Raw genomic sequence first — 21,702 nt, 5'->3', positions numbered from 1 at the left:
TAAAAATACACTTTTTAGTATCAAAAAAGTAACATTTTTCATTTTTTAATTATTCAACCAAGTGACGCTAGCACCTGACTGATTTAGTAGTTCAATAAACTCATCATTTGCCGCACCAAGTTTTAGATGAACGTTGCTCATCACCTCAGAGTTCTCGGTATCGGACACCTCTATACGGTCTCTTCCAAAGTCGACACGGGCGAAGTTCTTTAAGGAGATTGATTTCAAAAGGTGGATCCCCTGAAACGTTTTGCCCTCTGCAGAGGAGAGATCTTGACTAGAGGAGACCAGCAAGCTGTTCTCTGTGTTAGCAATGATCTCAAGAACCTCACTGCTGTTATCTGCAATATCCAGATCGACATACCGACCTACAACAGATTGTGCCTCATTTATCGCTGAGTCTTGCCACAGTGAAATACTTGAGATCTCACCACATCCACTCTCTGCAGTGATCCGCCAAAGCTCGCCAGAGAGAGCCTCGACACAGCCAACCACGCCTAAACCAACCGCTCTTAAGTCGGTACCTGCATCATCGGTTAACTCAGAGACATTATCGATCACCAATTTACCGTTATTCCCGTTACCATCGGCAAGGTAGATGGTGCCAGCCCCCGCATTATCAGAGAGTCTATATGAGTGAGCAGTTGAAGCAGTTAAAGTGCCAGAATAACCCGCTGAGTCGTCAGAATAGATAGATATACGACCTGAACCGCCTTTTTGGTAATAGGTTGATGCAGGGCCACCAGCAACATTAACATCCCCACTACCTGAGAGCTTTTCGGTTTCAATATGCACAGCGCCACCTGAGCCACCACTTTCATACCTCTCACTGCCACCACTGGCTAAAATATCACCTTCAAGAACAAACTCTTGAGCTTGAATAGCGAGGGCACCGCCACCAAAATTCACATCTCCATATGATGAACCCTTCAGTCCCGCATATTTAGCGCGGCGGTAATGACCATATTCACAACCTTTAGCAGAGTTTCGATTTCTTCCTGCGTGGCAATATAAACTAGTCCCTAAAACATGACTTCGATAACCACTCACACGGGCATCAACCTTGGCATATTGAGCCAAAGTAAAGAGACCAGATATATTGAAATTAAGCTGCATGTTTGATTGAGCGTCACTATTATCAAGATCAAACATGGCATATTGGGCAAGCGCTAAATCACCAGTAATATTGACGACTCCAGCTGACATCCTCACAACAGCCCAATCTAGAAGTGTGAGCCCCTCTCCGACATTCATGTTGTTGAAAACAAACTTGTGCCCTGAAGAGTTAGTGTTATTTTCACCCAGCTCAAGTCGCTTAGATATGGTCAGATCCTCAGAGACATCAAGATAAACACCAGCATTAACGGCAGCGACAAGCTCGCCATCAATCTGAATATTTTCTGCATTTACAGCAAACTCGGCATAATCAGCTAGGTATACATTGCCGTGTACAATCAAGCGTTCTAACCGAGACTGAGTAAAGTTGAGCTTAGCCCTAGTTTTAAGGTCAATATCACCGAATATCTCTACTACGGCCCCTTTCAGGTCTCCAGACAGCTCGCTATATGAATTTAAATTCAGCGCTCCAGTAATATCGACACGCCCATAAGAGGTGAGTTTAAGGTTGGCCTGCTCAGAGAGCTCTACAGCTCCACCAAATGAGATAGTCTCGGCGGCAATATTAAATGTTTGCTGGTAACCGAGTATTAACCCGCTAGGGTAGCTTGCTTCCTGCTGATATAACTGTACCCCTTGCTGTTCTAGCCAATTGTGAATATCACTGTCTTGAGTTCCTGCTTTGATAAGCACATTGCCACCAATAAAGGAGCTAGCGGTATCTGAGACTCTTAACTTATCTTGCCCTATATCTAGGCGAGTAAACTTATCTAAATAGAGTGACTCAAATCTATGTACTCCCACTAACGTCTCACCAAGGAATTGCGTCAAGTCATCGTCAGAATGCACCACTAAACTGCTGCTTTCATGCTCAGTGATCTGCAAGTTTTTAATGCTAGAGGTGCCGTTTGAGAGATCGATAAACTCATTAGTGATACTGAAACCATCAAATTGTTCCTTAAGTGGCCAGTTCGCGCCATCAACACTTAAACGCCAGTAACCATCGGCCAACGCTTCAACCTGAGTCACTTGATGTTGGCCCACTTGCGGCAGAATTATCCAACTACCTAGACAATCACTACTGCATATTGAGCTACTCTCACCCATCTTGACCTCAAATCGACCAAGTTCATTGGCCTTATTGACTATGTAACTCGTACCAACAGAGATAGTTTTACCAACTGCACTGCCTGTTTGTACCTTACCTGTAAAGGTATTTTCATCGGTATAAACAGCGATTCTTCCAGCCCCTCCCAATTTTTTAATTGGATAGTTGTCTACTTTAGGGCCATAAGCATTAAGCTTCCCAGCCCCAGAGAGCTTACTCGTATCGAGCCAAATCGATCCTGCGGCAGGAAGGACTTGATAATTCTCTGCTTCATAAGAGCTCACTTGAGGAGTCACCGTGATCTCTCCATCTAAAATAATCTCATCAGCCTGGATCTGAATAGCACCAGCGCCGTCGTTATAATCACTTGAGATAGAGGAGTTAGTAACACCACCAAAACCAACAGAGGTAGGTTTTGTATAGTCACCAAATGCCAATAAATTTGCAGAATTATTAGGTGTTGGCATTGAAGCATGAACACCTTGCATAGAGAGATCGGCTTGAGGGTCAAAAGAGACACCTAAACCACCACCAAAGCGTTTATTGATACGACCACTTGAACTGATATTAAGTAGGCCGCCAACATTAAAGCGAGCTAATGGAGAGTCCATCTTGAACGAAACATCATTGGACCAAAACTGTAGTCGTAAATCCAATGTACTATTGACGTACATATCATCAAGAACAGAGACAGTACCGCCAGCAGAGAGCGAATGATAAGAATCTATGGTGTAGGATCCAAGTACCTGAATATCATCACGAGTTAGAATCTTTACATCAAAATCGGCAGTCATATCGCTTTCGAAAGTAATCTTATCGGCGACAAGTAAAATCTCACGTAAAACAACCGCATTTGTAAAGCGAATAGACTTAGCATCAATAGTGATACCGTCAGCAAAACTAGTTCTACTTAACACTAATGGCGTATTAATATGGAAACCAGTACGTCGATTATCGAACACTTTATCGATAAAGAACTCAGGTAAGCTATAGGCCCAGATCTCTCCATAATTTATTTCACCCAACTCAAACTCGACAATATCATTACCAAAACTGATACTGCGTCCTAGATAGAGCTTGGTGAACTTATGTAAACCATGCATAAGCCCAAGATTAAACTGATAGAGGTCCTCACTCGAAGTCACAATAAGGCTATTGGCACTATTATCAGTTATCACTACATCTGTGAGTGCTGAACCATCTTCATTAGTTAGACGTAGCTGTATTCCTTCAAGCTCACGCCCACTGCCCGCCAAGTTAGATGACCACACATTGCTAGTCGTGGTTAACTCCCATCGACCTTGCCCCATATCGGCGACATCACTGATCTGATGCAGACCTACACTAATAGCGTGTAGCGAGCGTCCTTGAGGTGGTATTCGAGCCGATACCTCGTCCCCGACTTCAGCGTCAGCGCTCTGAGCCGACGCAATAGCGCTATCGACAATAGGACTGTCAGTTTTTTCATCTTCTACAGACTGTGAACTAAGAGCTGAAAGCTTAGTCGCCATAGGAAGACTCATTGGCCCCTCAATTGGCCCCTCGCCTCCCTCCATAAAGCCTGTGATAAAGCTGCTGACACCACTCTCTTTGTGTTCAAGATAGATAGTACCTTCGACAAAAATTCTACGCCCTAACTGATCAAGCTGCTCAATCACCTCCGCCTGACTTAAGCTACTTGCAGATGACATTGGAACCGCCATTGGCATAGGAGGATTACCTCCACCGCCTTCTCCCTGAATATCAAACTCACTGGCATGTATCGCAACTCGGCCACTCATAGGCTCCCTAACTTCTCCACCTAACGAGAAACCAGTTTCAACTAAAGTAGGCGCATTGATAATAGTCAGCTTATCCGAATCTATAAATGCACTGCCTCCCGCGGCAAAAGGTTGGCCATATTGAGCATAATGATCAAACCCGCCAATGTTCAACCAAGTATCTTCACTCTCAGGAAGGTTGACATCTATTTGGTTAGCTTCAATCCAGATCACACCACCACCGATCCCTGTAGCACTACCAGCTCCAAAGTGAACTGGCTTTCTATAGTTTCCATGAGCGCAATCATTAGCAGTTTGACCAGCATGGCTCGCTAGGCAGTAACCCTCTTTGAAACCAATACCATAACCAATTGGATAACCAGCATCTTCAGCATTAATCGTTGAGTTTGCCAGTAGCTTTTGGCCTACATTAAGGTGTATAGGGTAGAGTCTCTTAGTCTCCACATCAGCTTTTTTGGCCTTTATCGGTGCATTTAGAGAGAGGTTTCCTGAAAGCGCAAATTGATCAAGTAACCCTAGCTCTAATATCTCACCATTTATTGAAGCATCAGCAAAACCGGTCAAGCGTGAGGCGATAATACTACTTGTACCTGAGGTATTGATTGCTCTAGAAACATGAATATCTGTCACTCCAGCATCTAGCACTCCATGGTTTAGGTCCATGCCACCCGCAATAGTTAACGCATTATCAGAGGTCAGCTTAAATTGAGAAGGCTCAACCTCAACTGTGCTAGTAATGGTTAAATCAACCGTCTGTGTACCAATCTCCTGCGCTGTGTTCATCAGAACATAATAGGTTCCAGGGATAGGATCTCGAATCACACAGCCAGCACTGAGCCTGCTACATTGATTATCATTTCCATACCTATTGGGTTGAGAACCATGCTTCATATATACCAATACACTGTTATTGCTCGTGCCATCGGTGGTCGCAAACATTGCGGTTAATTCAGATGTACCAACAGGCACCTCTATTTGAGTCTCAAACAGTGAAGAGAAGGGGATCAGTTGTACATCTGAAAACTCAGAGGTATGCTCCTCTAGCGTGCTTCCAGACTCTATATTTAGGTCACCGTTAATGACAACATCATCACTGACTAGGGTGAAGTTAGCTTTGGGTTTAAGCACCATGTCATTGGTAACAGATAAAGCGCCATGAATCGTAACATCAACCTCGCCAATCACAGTGACACTGGCAGCCGATGCGCCCCCAAATAGCTCAACGACTTCATTTTCCCAAACCACATCTCCCAGATCGACAGTTTCTGTCACACTCAGTTGAGCTGTATCGGAGAAGCGCCCGAAGGTGACTGTTAATTCACTCTGACCTAGCCCTACAGGCGTAAAGCCCTGGAAAGATGGCACAGCAACATTAGTGTTTGCTGAGCTGAAGATAAGATCGAAGAAACCAGCATCAGATACATCCACCAGATAGTTACGATTATCTAACGAAACCTGAGCCTGAACAGCCAAGACCACATCTTCAGTTTGAGTACCAAAGTTGTAATTAATACTCTTTGGCGTCACCTGTAAACCCGTGACAAACTCAGGTTTAATAGAACGACTATTTGCATCGTTTAGATCTGAGCCTGAAGCTAACTCTACCGCATCACTCACTCCATCTCCGTCGGTATCAGCATTGGTTAAGTCTGAGCCCAGCTCATATTCGATACCATCAGCAAGGCCATCATCGTCACTGTCGCTATTGTCGAGTTGCGATCCCAATTCAAGTTCAAGGAGATTATCGATCCCGTCGCCGTCGGCATCTTCACGACCATCAGCGATACCGTTACCATCAGTATCTTGGCTAGTTGGATCTAACTCCAAACGGTGCTCTAACGCGTTATTTAGTCCGTCCCCATCATAATCACCATCAGAGGTAAGCAGAGGTAAACTAATTGTGTTTGCAAATTGAATTGGATCGCCACTTGCTAAGTGACCTTCTAGCCTAATGGTAACTAAGGTCCCATTAGTTTCATCGGTCACCTCTGGAGCAGAGATGACTCGCTGGTTGAAATCAAACTCACTTTCAACATCATCAAGCCATACCTTTCCTGCACTAAATTGTGCAAGAGATAAGCCCTCTCCCAAAGCAAGCTCTAATTGAGTATCTTCAAGGGAGAGTAGATATGCTTGACTTTGCGCCATTACCGCCACATGCGCACTTAAGAAATTACCCTTCTGTATTAACAGCGAGTCGCCCTCTGCAACCCCAATTAGTCCAGAATTAGTGGTTGAGAAACCATAGTTTTGATTCAAATTTAATGGTGAGTCAGGTACAAACTCAACACTTAAATCATCTAGTTGAGTCATCAGCCCAGACACAGGCTTAGCTTCACTGTCCAGAACGGTTAATAACTGATCTGTTTCTCCAGAGAAAACCGCTTCAGTAAAGGTGAAATGAACGGGGGTGGTCAGCTCATTACTCGCGAGCTGCACCTGAACCTCTGTGACTGCAGGCAGGCGCTTCACAAAGCTTAGCTCTATCTCTGCAAACTCATTAATTCCCCAATCACCAACAATGTCCATGACACTCATAGTGACATCTTCAATACTTGTATCGACAAGGTTAACCATTAACTGGCCAGCGGCCATCTCATCACTGTAGCTAGAAGATCCATCTGCAAATTGTGCATCTCCGCTCACAGAGAGTGACACTGTCATATTTGCGTCTTGTTTGACGCCATTCCCATCTATGATTTGAGAAACAGGATTACCAAACTCATCAACAAGGTGTAAAGCGAGAGTGGCTGTTTCATCAACCTCCAACACATCATCACGGCCTAAACTGTGATTAGTCATAGAGCTGACAACTACACTTAGCTGGTTCGCTAAACCGGGGAGAATAGTGATAGGTACAGCGTCAACGTCACTGTATTGACCATGGCTAACCGATTGGTAATTTAACTCTAACCCTTGAGGTATAGAACTCAGTAAGGCGAGTAGATAGTCTCCCGATGTCTGAGGAACAGACACAGAAATATCGGCAACACCTTGATTCATTGTGATCAGTGCCGCTTCGCCAAGATAATCTCCCTCTTGATTATAACGACTACTTATCCTGATATTATTGGCAAATCCAAAGTGGAAATCAGGATGGTCAAAGGCCAGACTCATATTGAGTTCATTAAGATCATAGACCCTGTTCTCAGCAAGATCTGTCACCTCAATTTGCAACTCAAAAGCTTCATTCACCATTACAGGCGTAATGTTTTTCACCCTAACCAGCGCAGGTTCGCCAGGCAAAATATCAAACAGATGCACAGCAGGGGATATTGCAGGGTATTCGATAAGAGAAGCAATTAATCGATATTGGCCAGACAATAGGCCAGATGCGCTCATATCAAGCAGTGCAAAGCCTGACTCGTCAGTTTCAACCAAGCCCAACACCTGACGCTGATTCTCGCTATTGATTAAGGCAAATTCAACTTTCTGCAATGCTACAGCTCTAGAGGAGATATCAAGTACCTTCACCTGAATTGCAGCAGTATCACCACTTCTTACTGAATCTGGATTAAAGCTGGAAAGACCATTTGCATCAAACCTTAAGAGGTTAGGCTTCTGAGTTAAACTAACTCGTTCGCGATCTCCTAAGCTCACCTGACCTAGCCTGTCAGTTAACTTAACAGCGACCTCAATAAAGTCGCCTGTAACCTGTTGTTCAGGTATCCGAATTGATTTACGTAAAGAATCTCTGCAGATCGAATAACGATTCTGTAATGGCGAACAGAGAGGTTGCGTTTGCTGCAGCACACTATTGTAATAAACCTCAAGTTCAGCAGTTAACTGAGCAGCGCCTGCATCATCAGCCATCTCCATATTACTTAACGTCACAGGCAACGAGTTGCCGTAAATCGCTGCATAGGGTAGCTCTAGACTTAACTCATCGGGCTTAGGCGCTTCATCGGGGCTAACCGTAATATTAAACTCATAGGAGCTTACTTGCTGTACATCATCACTCACGCTAACTTTCAGTGTTTGAGTGATCTGAGCATTAATCCTCTCTTGACGGATATCTTTAACTTCGTAGCTTCCTTGTTTCTCTTTACCCGTTAATGGATAAGCTCTTTCAAAGGCTGGCCACTGAATATCCACTTGATTAAGTGCAACATCATCGGATAGCGCTAACTCCAAACTGAAGCTACTCTGCTCGATAATATTAAGCGGGATCTGGCTCTGTATCAGCTCTGGGTAGGCATCCTCCACCACAGTAACAGGCAATGTAACGCTCGCCGAGTTATTCGCTTTATCTGTGGCCGTTAACACATATTGATAGGTTTCACCCAGTTGATGTTCTGACTCAACTAAGTTTGATAACCCCTCATTAAAGCCCGCCCAGATAACTTTATCATCACGTTTGAGCAGGGCTAATTCGATACCACTTCCCTGATCAGTCAATGTAAAGTTCAACTGATAAGGATGAGTATTAGTGACCTTGCCCTGTTCATTAAGATGACTATCAAGTGTAAGGCTCAACTCAGGCTTAAAGAAGTCAGAGGCTCTGCGGATTATTCTAGGTGTCGACTCAGTGTAGTTTCCATAGATATCAACGGCTCTCGCTTTAATATATTGTCCACTTTCAGCCAAGGTAAAGTTTCTACGAACCACAAATTCAGGACCATAATGCTTGCGCATCAACTGGTAAGGCCCTGCTATATTTTCAGCAAGATAAAATTCAACCTGACGAATGGGTTGATCACTCTGGCTTATTTCTGCTTCAAAATGTACAGGACGTGGAACATAGCTTACCTCATCAAAATTTAGCTCAACACTAAACCTATTCTGCGGTAACGTTTCACTCTGTAGCCTTAAACGCTTCTCATCCCCTTGGTAGATATTTCCCTGCTGATCTTTTATTACAGCTTTAAGCATAAATTCCTGACCATTTTTCAAACTGGTCGGGATTAAAATATTGACATTAAATGGGTAAACGTCTGACGTGGCAACACGAACATTATTGATATAATACTCTGCCACTGACACATTTTTAGGTTGAGCCAACTCCATGCTGAGTCTATCGCCAAGCTGGTAATATTGATCAAATACTGGCGCTGTTAAAGCAGGTGTCACCTTAGTGGATGTCTTATCTAACCACACAAGCTCAATCCCTTTTAAGCCAACAGCAAGCAAGGCTTGATCTAATTCAATTGCAATGGCAGAAATATCGGAACTTGCTTGGTAGATCAATTCAGGAGTAACGCCATCGGTGATAGACAAGCGATACAGTTTATCTCCTTGGCTGTACCAGATATAACCTTGAGCTAAACTCATAGCCTGAACAGAACCATGTATAAGCATTTGGCTCTGATTGCTGTTGAAGTTAAAACCATGAACGCCCTGATTAGAGACAAAGAAAAGTTCATCTCCCAGAATCTCTAACTGCTTAAGTGCCGCTGTGCCTTGAAGCAGAGCTTCAATCTTGACATTAAAGCTATCGATCGGCAGTCCACCTGTTGACACTCGATACAAACCACCGCTTAAGGTTGTGACATAAATGAACTCTCCCTTGAGCGTGATTGAGAGAATATCATCACCCACAGATACTGAGAGTTCATCATTTAGCCCAGATACAAGGTCATGGATCTGCAGTCTATCACCATAGGCCAGTACCAATCGACTCTCTTGAAGTTCGAAGTCTGTCACTCCGTGCTGCGAGGCAATAACCTCACTATTTTCTAGATTGTGAGCGTTGAGTTTATGCACTTTTCCAGAAGCAGCATCATAAGCTAACAAACCTGATTTAGAGGATTTTAACTGCCTAATATCTGAGGTATAAGGCGAAGGGTAAATCTGTTCTTCATCCGAATTTGGTAACCCTTTCTGCGCTAAGAGAGCAAAGCCTTGGTTAGCTGAAATAGCAGAACCAAGATGTAAGTTAACATCAGTAGTATTGCCTCGTTGACGCACGGTTTGATAGATAGCCCTAGAGGCGAACTCCTGCACACTCAAACTCCAGATTTGCCCATCAGAGCTATAGAGTTTGCCATTATCAAAGCTCAACGTTCCTGAGCTCATCAGCGGATAACGCCCAGCAATATAAGCTTGACTTTGATTCTGTCGAATCAAAATCAGCTCCTGTTGACCTGCGTCATAACTCCAAAGATCATCCAGAATATAACCTAGCTGAGATAGACTAGAAGTATTAAGCTTGGAGATAAACAGCTCTCCAGAAGAGGTTAGTTTTATCAACTCACCACTATCAGAAAGCAGCCAGTTAGCTTCCTCTCCAATCAATAATTCTGATAAACCTTGCCCACTGTAAACACTCTTGAGCTCATTTGACATAAGTTGAGCTTCTGAGCCTAATGCCAGCTTTTTAAGTTCATCTGCAGACAGAACCCACAAGGTATCAAGCGACACTGTGACTTGCTTAATAAGTCCAAGGTTTTCACTTTTTTCCAGCTCAAGGCTGTTACCTTTAATGCTAAAGTGATTCAATTCCCCCAGATCATTAGACGCCCATAATCTCTCACCGAATACCGCTAAATGTTCAAATTTATCGATAGATACATAGGTGCCTAGTATCTGATAATCCTCTTCAGGGGCAACGAAAGTAAGACCGATACCATCTAAAGAGAGCAACCAGCGATCTTCAAGGTGAATGGCAGCCAATACCTGAGCATCAAACTTGTGTATAAGTTGACCTTGCTCATTAAGCAGGTCTTGCCCTGAAAAATAATAAGTCTGATCTGTAGCTTTGAGCATATGATCATAACTAAACTGACGTTCTAAAAGCGTTAACTTATAGGGTTCAGCAACCAAGACCAGCTTACTCTGCTCACTAATATTGCCTAAGCCATCTTGTAGCGTCGCTTCCACAGTTAAACTATCGGTTAAAGGAACGGTAAAGCTAACGGGCTCAACGCCACTAACCAGAATATTATCATCAGCATCTTTGACTGTTATCTCTGCTGTTCCAGTATCATCACTTTGGCTCTTAGTCCCTAATTGCAAGCGACTGTGAGCATAAACACGCTCCCCGACACCATAAAGTTCAAAGCTAGGCTTTATCCGCTGAGGAATCACCCTTATCCCTATTGAATCTTCAACATAGTCATAGTGCTCACCGAAATAACTTCTAACTCGTAAGGTATAAGTTTCCTGTTGATCGTTTGCAGCCAGTTTGACTGAAAGCTGACCAGACACAGCATCACTGAGTAACCGAGTCAGCTCATTACCATTAAAGTCAGATATAACAAGCTCTGCATGCTTAAACTGAGCATGACTGATATTTCCCGTCACATACCTCAGTTCAAGCCAGTCTCCCTCTTTGTAACGGCTGTTATTAGAGGGGGCTGTGATACTCAACTCTACTTCAGCAGGATCATTATCTCTAATCTCTATCAGAGACGAAGGCATGGTTTGACCGTTGATATCAATACCAAACTGATAGTTGCCTAATTGCGCTGCCTGCCACCAAATCGCACCTGAATTTACACTGTTTTTCCAGGTTAATTGATCCGTTTTTGCGCTTATTATCCGGTTATCTGCAGGGTACTGAATATGTATTGGAAGTGTTGCGTCCTGCGCAACACTTGTAGGTAAGAGAGGCACGATAGCCCCCAGATCAGTCAGCGGCTCGTTATCAATATTGAAAACTGAAATAAGCTCGTTGGTTTCACCTTTACTGATATAGATGCTAACGGTATCAGAGCCAATCTCATGACGACTAATAGCCATGCTCTGCTTATCTAGCCATCTGTACGCTATAGGTTCACCGTTTTGCGCAGCCACAACAAGTTGTCCATCAGCCAGTTCAGGTTCAACGCCTTTAACCACAACCTCGGTCGCTAACTCTTCAAGCGTTAAACTTCCAAATTGTTCAGGTCGAGTGAGTAGCCTATAACTATCTACACTCTGACCACTGACTCTATATAATTGGTTAACCCCAATCTTAATAGGTTGTTGCCAAGGTAAAATCCCCACAACTTCGCCATCTCTAACAGCAATATGACTACCACCATGAACCGAATCTATTCCCTTTAGCCACAAAATATCCCCATCAAACTGAGGCTCACTAACCTTGGCTCCAACATTCACTTCATTTAGCTGTACCAAGTCTAAGTTATCCGCCAGCGTATAATGACTTAGCGTCTCATTTCGCCATAGATAAATGTCCTTGCCACCGACGGCAAGGCTATCTTGATTCGTTATAAAGAAACTCACCACAGGGTTAAGCTTATGCCCAATTTCATCTAGCTGTAGGAGCTGAAGTTTGTCCTGGGTAAGAACCCAGATCTGATCTCTCCAAATTGAAACAGCCCTAATATCATCGGCCATTTGATGACCTATGATTGGAGTAGGCCTCTCATCTAAATGTATTCCTGTAATTAGTCGGCCTTGTTGAACAATAGCTAACTCACCATTTAGACCAAGCAACTCTCCAGACAATCGGACCAGCTGAGACTTAACCTCATCATCTTCGGCTCTTAAAATGAACAGACTTAGATCGCCCTGTTCACTAAATACGCCATAAACACCATCAGACCGACTCTCTAGTGAGAGAAGCTCGCCACTCGAATGAGCAAAGACCTGCATATCGCCTTTACGAATAGTGAACCCAGCTTGTTTAGATTGTATTCCAACCCATGTCTGCTCATTGTCTACTGCTAATGATTCAGAAACAGCCACAATTCGGTCGCTCGAACCAGTAAGGTCGATAGTCGAAACAGGAGAGTCATTCAGATAAACCTGCTTAGTTATCACTGTTTCAGATAACTGATTATGACCAGAAAGATCCTCTAACTGGCTCTTAACTGTAACTTGAGTCCCATCAGCCGAAACAAGCAAAATAAGATCGATAGGGGCTAGCGGAAGAACATTATCTGCCGCCTCAGCATCTTTGATAACAAGAGTTGAGCTCTGATTAAAGTCATCCATCTGAGCTGGTACTTTACCTATGACCCTTAATCCAGTACCAGAGAGCAATAAATTATCAGGTATCAGAATGAGATCTGCCTCCTCCTCGATACCCGTGTCTCTCACTAGATTTAAGAAGCTACGGGCTACCATATCACCACTTGTGAGCTCCAGTAACACCACTATATTTTCATCAGTATTAGGCAGTTGCATCTGATACTTGAAGCGTTCAGGATCCCCCTCAGCACGCTCAATAACAGATGGTGCAGGGTTACGTGGGTCATCACTGTCAGCTCCAACGAGTAACTTAAGCTCAGCTTTCTCTATGTGTCTCATCAAGACTTCAAGTTCTAATTGTTGGCCCTCTTTAGCACTGTCACCATTATCTGGACTTAATATCGAAAGCTCAGGCTCACCTTTAGCGGGATCAAATGGATTGACTCTTACCAGTTGTGAGAAACCTAAATTACCATTAGGATCGCTCGCTTTGGCCTGTAGCGTGACGACATCTTCAGATGTTGGCGTAAACTGAAATAGATTTATTTGAGCAAGGGGCTGATAAGCTCCTCCATCGACAGAGATCTGAACATCTTCAATGCCATATTTATCAAATGACTGAATAACAACCTCAGCCATTTCACCTATCGGTAACTTATCGCCATCTTTAGGTGACACGATACTTATTTGAGGTGAAGTTGCATCCATGTATAACTGATAACTCTTCACAACCTCCTTCACGCCACTAAAACCGTATCGAACTCGTATCAATACCTGGATATGCTCCGATGGTTCAATATCTGACAACCGTGGATTCAAATAATTAAGTGCGGCAATACCAATATCCCCAGCCGTATGATAATCAGCATGGAACCATTGACCATTTACCTGCATATCGACGCTCGAGACTAAATCACTATCACCTGATACTTCCGCCTTTAATAAGGCACTCGTTAGCTCTTCAACTTTTTCAGGTTGAGTAATAAGATCTGAAATCGCGATGACGGGATCGATAACTGCAGCGTTAAACTCCCTCTCTGTGAAGTTACCCGCTCTATCTACAGCTTTAACTCTTATCTTTAACTGCTGGAAATGCTCTTTAATTTCAATCGAGAAGTTAGTTGTAACCTCTTGATAAGCATTGAACTGCAATCCATCTGAGGCAAATCGATAGTAAAGCTGAATCTCATTATCAAGATCAACGTTATCGATAGCAGAACCGACAAACTGATATTCTCGACCTCGAGTCAACGCCAGAGCAGGGGTCACCTTAGCATTATCACTCGCTCTATATAGTTCCAGCTCTTTAGGTGCTAAGCGATCGGCACTTAAGAACGTCGTTTCCAGCCTACCTAATTCCAGCTCAGGTGGGAGGTTATTTACCATATTCCCAGCTAAATCTGATATGCCTTGGATAACAAGACGATACTTAGCGTTATGAGCTAAGCTCTCTCCGTCCGCTAATCTAAGTTCAAGTTTATTATTCGATAGTGACAATATGAACTTATCGCTCACATCAATATCAGCACTGCTACTGTAATCAAGCGGTGTTAAGTGTACGAAGTAACCCGTCGCAGTAATATCTTCATCAAATAAAGCCACTACATGATCGCGATAGTTAAGTTCGGCCAAGCTTGTCAAAGAGGGTCTGGTGTCGTCGATTCCAACAAACACGACTCCAGACGTCAGGCGTTCAGCCGTCTCTGCTTTAACCACTATCAACTCATAAGCAACATTCGGGAATACGCGAGGAGTGTTCATAATCAGCTCCCCAGCTTCAACACGGTAATCTAGTTGGGTCGCGGGTCCCTCAACTTGAGCAAGCGCTGGAGCAACAAGGTACACAGCTAGGTTAGCGTTAAACCCTTTACCTTGAATAATAAGTTGATCGCCGCCGGAATCAGATAAACTTAGTGGTCCCTGTGCGTTGTTAGTAGCAATACTTTCTAGTGTAAGTGCCTGATCAACTTTGACTGCCGCGACTAAGGTTTCTGAATAATCGGCTTTTAACACCGTTAGGCTAATAATACCAGGCTGCGAAATCGCTAGATTAAAGACAAGCTCAGTTCCTTGAGAGTTCACCTCAAATTGCTCTGGATGCAAGGTCGTGGCACCTAAAACTAACTGCTCTACTTCATCTAAATGACGGCCAGAAACTCTAAACTCAGTTAAACGCCCACTGACAGTACTGGTAGGTATCACTTGGTATAATTCAGGCAAGAGTTCACCAAACAACTGATGAGTATCGAGCGCTAGGGGCAGATCAATATCAACTTGGGCGCCATCAATGGGTTGAAGTGGCGAATTAAATAAACCAAATTTAACACTGTCTCCAATTGTGAAACCTGGATTAAGCGGGGTAAATAACAAAGCATCGTCAAAAGTTTCTGTGTATCCATCAATATCCACATTCGATTGGTTTGTCGCCTGAACTAGAACATCACGCCACAACTCTCCCTCACCGGCAAAGGTGAACCTTATCGTCGGGTAAGGCTCTGTGATGACATAGGGTGTGATCACAAATAGATTTGCTAAAGGAACCTGTGCTAAATGAAGCTCTAAGCTCTCATCCAACCAATTTACATACTCTCCTTCGAAGCCCATGGAGGAGATACCATTGTTGGCATCTAAACGGGCAACTTCTTGCCACTGCAAGCCAGAGCCATCTAGGTTTATATCATAGATAACAGCAACATCTGAGTGCTCAATCAGGGCGAGTTCGCCATTTAACTCAACACTGATACTGTTCGATGGAAGACCTAAATGAGCCATCACCTTTATCAGTTGATGTCCCGCAAGTTGGTGAATATCTAATAATACGATGTTAGTTGAAGAGAGCGCATACAAACGCCCGCTGTTAAATACTAACTGACTCGCTCCTACTAATGGCAGCGGTAGCTCAATGGCAGCCTGTGTAAGCTCACTCGCTTGATAAGCAAAAAGCTTATCATTGTTAATCACTAACAAATGCTCACTGACAATTAAAGCGTCATCAACTGGGTAATCAATGGCTTGTATTTCCGTTGAAAATACATTACCAATCATTAACTCTGAACCTGTAATAGTTAGCAGGCTATTTTCTTCAAGCTTAATACGTGTTTGTTCGTTGAAACTCGAGTGATAAATTCGATTTATCTCTACAGGTGTCACTGGCTCCTTAAGATCATAAATGAGCAAGGTATTATCAGACTTCATAACAGCCAGATACTGCTCAGATAATGCCAGAGCGCTTACCTGGTTAGTAAAGTTCAATTCAGATAAAGGAAGTAATCGCTGATTCTGTCTCTTATAGAGAGTAACGCTCTGAGCGACCGCATCAAAACCGGCCAAAATATCACCATGGTCTACGACTATCGCCTGTCGCTGTAGCGCAAGGTCATCCGCTAAGATAATGGTAAGACTGGAGTCTGAAATAGATTGAGTCAGCAGCTCACCATTCTCTACGCGTATCGTTAACTCACCTAATGTTGATAAAGGAAGATCGAACGCCAAAAGGTCATGCTTAATAAGACGTACATTATTAGCAGGTCGGTCATTAATATACACTCTGGTAAATGGACTAAAACCTCTGCCCTTAATACCTATTTCAGCATTCTCATTCAGATAAAACTGCTGTTCTTCAGAAAGCACCGTTTCGGTAGCACCATCATAACGGCCAACCGCTAAGATATGTGGATCGGTAATATAGGTAAAAGCGCCATCAAGGAAAGATGAGAGTTCTCCTTGAAGTAGCTTAATCCCGACCAAGCGGTTCTCTAGGGGCATCTCGGATAATGCTGGTAACTTAAAGCGTAATTTTTGCTCACTGATATAGCTGACATCGGCTTGAGGTACAACGAAGCCACCAAGCTCAACCTGAGTTGTTGGGGTAAAGTGTTCTCCAATAACGGAGACATCAACACCACCTCTCCAACTTCCAAACTCTGGTGTGACATGCTTAACTGCGACTCTGGTTGAACTCGCAACAGTAAACCTAAAGCTGTAATCACTCGACAATTGATTACCATTAAGATCTCGGATATTGGCATCTAAACGAACACGATATTGCTTACCAGAAACAAGAGGCTGATTCGGTACAAATATTAGTTGGCTACCCAGTCTGTAAGTCTGTTTTTGCCAATAACCAGACACAGGTGTGCCATCAAGGGAAACAGTAAACAAACTAGAGCTATAATCGACAAACTGTTGATGTTCAAGCAACTGATTAAACTGAATTATTAATGATTCATTGCTAGCTAAATAGCCATTTGCTTCAGGTTCATGGGAAAGTACCGTTAAGCTATCATTATCGAAACTAAAGACTCCCCCTCCGATCTGTTGGTATTTAGCACCAGCTTGAACAGGACTCTCTACAGGCTCACCGCGAGCATCTCTGGCGTAGGCAACGCCTGCAAATATGACCTTATCACCAAACACAACATCCTTAACACTCCCTGTTACAGAGAAATAATTGTCCAGCTTGATGCTTTGATTAAATATGCCATTTAACCAAGGGCCAATATCAAAAAGCTGTAGATCACCATTGGCACCAGCAACAGCTAAAGTCGAACCTCTTAGTTGTAATTTACCAGCAAAGATATCGCCATTTTTCAATAAGTAGGTAAGATTTAATCCTGTTAGGTGCGCACCAGTTTCGATATCAAACATCTCAACACTGGCTTGCTCTGCTGTTGATATTAAGATCGTCTCATCAAGCACAATAATATCTTCAGCAGGCATTCTCTGGCCATCTGCAGTCACCAAGGGCACTTGGTGAGCCAACTCGTACTCACCACTATTGAGCTCTATAGCCACAGCTCGTCGACTAGATGGCTGTATCGCCCAGAGAAGATCTTGCTCTATAGCAAGAGATGAGACCCAGCCTCCGAGAGATCTTGAGGTAAGCTCTTCAAGTTGACGAAGTTTTGCGTCACTTTCAATGGCGTAAACAGTTATCCCAGCTGTACCGCCTACATAAAGCAGCTGATCACTCACCGCTAAACTTCTCACCTGTCCATTTAATGGATATTGCGCAATTAAACTGGGGGCAGCGGCTTGGCTAATATCGAACTGGTATAGTGAATTACCACCCGCAACAAATAGCAGCTCACCGATTCGAGCTAGATCAGTGAAACCGTTTGGAGAAAGTGAGAGCTGGAAGTGGAAGTTCTCACTGCTCCCCGCCACCTCTTTCTCAATAATTACAGGTTTAACAGGATCTGACACATCAAGCAGAATTAATTCAGCATTTTTAGTCGTAAGAACTTGAGTCGACTTACCATAGAGATCGAAAACCTGATATTTGCCACCAGTGATGGCATAAACAATATCTTGATGGTGTAACATAGCTGCGACAGGGTTTTCACTATCTTTATCAAGTGCTATTTGACCTGTTTCGCTGCCTGCATAGAAATACTCTTGGGGAGCTGTAACACGCTCATCAGGGAACTGTGGGTTTATTGCAGTAACAGAGGCATATCCAAAATCATTGGCAGGCATCATCACTTCAGCCTGATAAGAGGAGTGCACCTTAACATCGTTTACAGGGGAGCCAGCAACACTGAATTGTGTCGCAGGATTGAAACCGAACCCTTGTAAGGTAACGATATTTCCGCCACGTGGTGGGCCTGTTTGTGGATACAGATCTTGCAATGCTATCTGAGGCATCACGATCGCAGCGCCAACCATGCTGCTCTCCAACTCAACTCGCTTCACCCTTAAAGATAGGGCAGTCACAGGCTGAGCTAGGTATAACTTTGGCACTTCAAACTCAATCACCTTATCTGTGACGCTTGTGATACTTTCAGCTGTTATCTGCTGATCACCAAGCCATAGTTGAAGCTCTTGCTTATTCAAACCAAACCCTTGGCCTAAAACAGCTGCTCGCTCACTACCATCGGCATGGAAATAGTGACCGAGATACTCATCATCCGTACTTAATCGCTCAACTGAGTGAATTTGCGGCCTAGTAGACTGACTAACACCATATTTCCACTCAAAGCTCTGTCCCAATGCTTGGTTATTCAGATTGGCTAAACCGCCATCAAGCACTAAAGTAACGTCACTTTGACCACTCAGAATAGAGGCTGACATTGGAAGAGAGATAACACCGCCACTTAAGGTGTTTATCGCTTGAATTTCAATACCGTCAATCAGCTGCTTCTCTGCATTTAGTAAGCGCACATTAGCAGTAACATGATCAATTTCAGTGTTGATCAAATTATTAAACTCAAGGGTAATAACATCGCTGGCTGTCAGCACTTGGCCTTGCTGAGGCGTCACTTTACTCAATGCTAACCCTTCAGAGATGAGCTGCACTAAGCCATTTTCGGTTGCTATATAGCTGACTCCACCGCTACTAAGCAGAGTTGAATGACCATCTAGAGACTCCCAATAAACGGTATCATAGCTGCCATCGCTCTGTTGAGATAAGCGAAGCAGTATGCCGCTATGACTGATCGTCAACACCCCATGTTCGATAACCATACTAACAGGACCAGAGTGATAATCGCCCCTCTCTATCACTTGAGTTCTATAGCTAAGCTCCTCTCCAAAACTATCAAAAATAGCGAGATAGAGTTGATTACCACGTCGATATACAACATAAAGAGACTCTTCATGCCAACTAAGTTGCAGAGGTTGACCAAGAAGTTCATCTTGATTGAATAAAATGGTACTAAAGCCTGTAGGTGAACCAAACTCATCATCGTTAATATCGATAAACCTCACAAACCCATCACCAAGCTCACTGGCACCAGCTAATGCTAATACGCCCTCTATTGGCGCTAAAGCCACAGCATTAGCCCTGTAACCAGCTAGCCTTTGCTCCTGTATGATGTAAGGATTAGACAAATCATGAATATCGACGATTACAAGCCCTTGGCTAGCCACGCTCAGATAAGCTAAGTTATCAGCCAATGCAATGCCAGTAACACTGTCTTTTAAAAGTAGTTGGGATAAACGCTTAGGTTGAAATGCCAAACTGGTGTCGTATATCTCTAAACCAAATGGCAATAGGAAGGGCCTCTCTTTTGTTGGCTCAGCTCCCTGTTCAATCCCTACAAATAGCTCATTATTACGTGCGGCAATTGCCCCTATTGTCATAGGTGGGTAGTTAGGTAGATCTAGCTCCGCTCCCCTTGCTATCTGATAGGAAAACTTACCAAGATTAATCGTATCTGTTTCCCGCTCTAGTAGGATATCTAAGATTTTAGGGCTCAGAGACATCGGCATAATAAAGCTGAACTTATACATGGTTTCAACATTATCTTCGAGATTAATCAAGAAGTTGCCTTCATCAGCTATCTCAGTTCTAACCTCATTACCACCTTGATCACGCAACAAGACTTTCATCCCAGGTAGGAACAGAGCTTTATCGGCCGTGACAGTGATCCTGTAACCTCCACTTAATGGACCCGATTTACGGTCTACAACTATTTGACTGTCTTCTAAACTATCGGCAATGACTAGGCCACCCATAAACCAATCAGATAAGCCTTCCTGCTCAACTCTAACCGGATATTGACCAGCTTTTAAAGGCAATAGATCTAAACTAGAGCTATTAAAAGAGATACGATTCTCTTCGACAGTTGCTGGTACTGTATATGCCCCAACCGTTACAACAGAACCTGAATCAAACCTCTCTCCATGAATAATAACTTCTTGATCCACGCCTCTTCGTACCAAACCATCTTCGATCCAAGTGATCTTAGGTTGTGAAATTGAAGATTGAGTAAATTGGCGTTTAAAAGGAACAAATAAACCCGGTCCCCTCACTGTTTTAGCCTCTAACACGCGCAACTCATAAACATGATCGGCTAGAGAATTAAACTGTAACTTATAACGATCTGATGCTGAGTTTTGCTCATTTAGCGGCACAAGGGTCATATCAACCACCTGATTAGAGGTCAGATCCGTTAATACCACGCTAGTTCCAGCCACTAAAGATGAGGTATCTATAAACTCATTAAAACCGATAAGTAACTCTGAACCTTTCGCTAGAGTGCCTTGATGCTCAACTGATACAGAGGTAACTAAAGCACCTGGAAGTTGAATTGAAGCAACGCCAGTTTCATCTCTTGTGGCGATCAACCTGTCTTTGAAGTACCCCAGATCTTTGATGACTCCTGAAGTTCCGGCAGATAGAAGCTCTATAGCATTGAGATCACTCAGGTCATAAATTAAAACTCCACCTGAGTCTTGAGCAACAAATAGTGTTGAACCAAGTATCTTAAGGCTAACTGCACCACCAATCTTTGTTTGAACTGCACTATCAATCTCTAACCATCTTGGCGCCTGATTTGAATCTGGCTGTAAAAGTGCCACACCTAAATCACCCATGGCCATAAACAGATAATCGCCATATGGCTTAATATCAAAAATGTTCCCTTTGATCGTCAGCTCTCTATTCAAGACAGGGTCAAACAAATTATCGATATAGAGGGTTGATGTTATCTCCTCCCCTCCTTTTACCTGCACATCACCTATGGTGTATCGGTCTAAAAATGGACAATCAGCATCAGGATTCCAAACTCGCGCATTACGACTACCGCCGTGATATAACAGTCCGTTTTCTGAAAGGTAAAGGCTTTGCAGCCCGGCACCACTGTGCTGCCAAATCGGCATCACAACGGGGTCACTTAGGTCAGCCATATTCAAACTCAGTAACTTGCTGTCCTCTTGCCCCACCCCAAGACTCCCACATGGAGAGATCATACTTTGTGGCTGACCAGCATCGAAACTAGTGCTAAATACAGATAGATCTTTACCGGTTACCGTAGCAGTTAACGTTAAGCCACCATTACCTTTAACAAATTCACGGCTTAATGGAGTGATACCGTTTAACTCATCAAGATTAAGTGT

The 21,702-nt window shown here is 43.4% G+C and carries 1 protein-coding gene (only partly in view); it reads right to left on the bottom strand.

Going from position 1 to position 21,702, the window contains the following annotated elements; translation table 11 throughout:
- Positions 1-45: 45 nt before the first annotated feature.
- Positions 46-21,702 carry the 3' portion of an Ig-like domain-containing protein gene (locus K0625_RS12580; RefSeq protein ID WP_220110018.1) on the bottom strand. It continues 15,822 nt past the right edge of the window, so 21,657 of the gene's 37,479 nt are visible here — the last part of the coding sequence; its start codon lies off the right edge, out of view — the gene reads right to left on this strand; its stop codon occupies positions 46-48.

It is taken from the genome of Shewanella nanhaiensis (assembly GCF_019457885.1).
GTDB classification, from domain to species: Bacteria; Pseudomonadota; Gammaproteobacteria; order Enterobacterales; family Shewanellaceae; genus Shewanella; species Shewanella nanhaiensis.
Note: the sequence above shows the minus strand (reverse complement) of the source record. Positions and strands in the feature narration are given on the sequence as shown.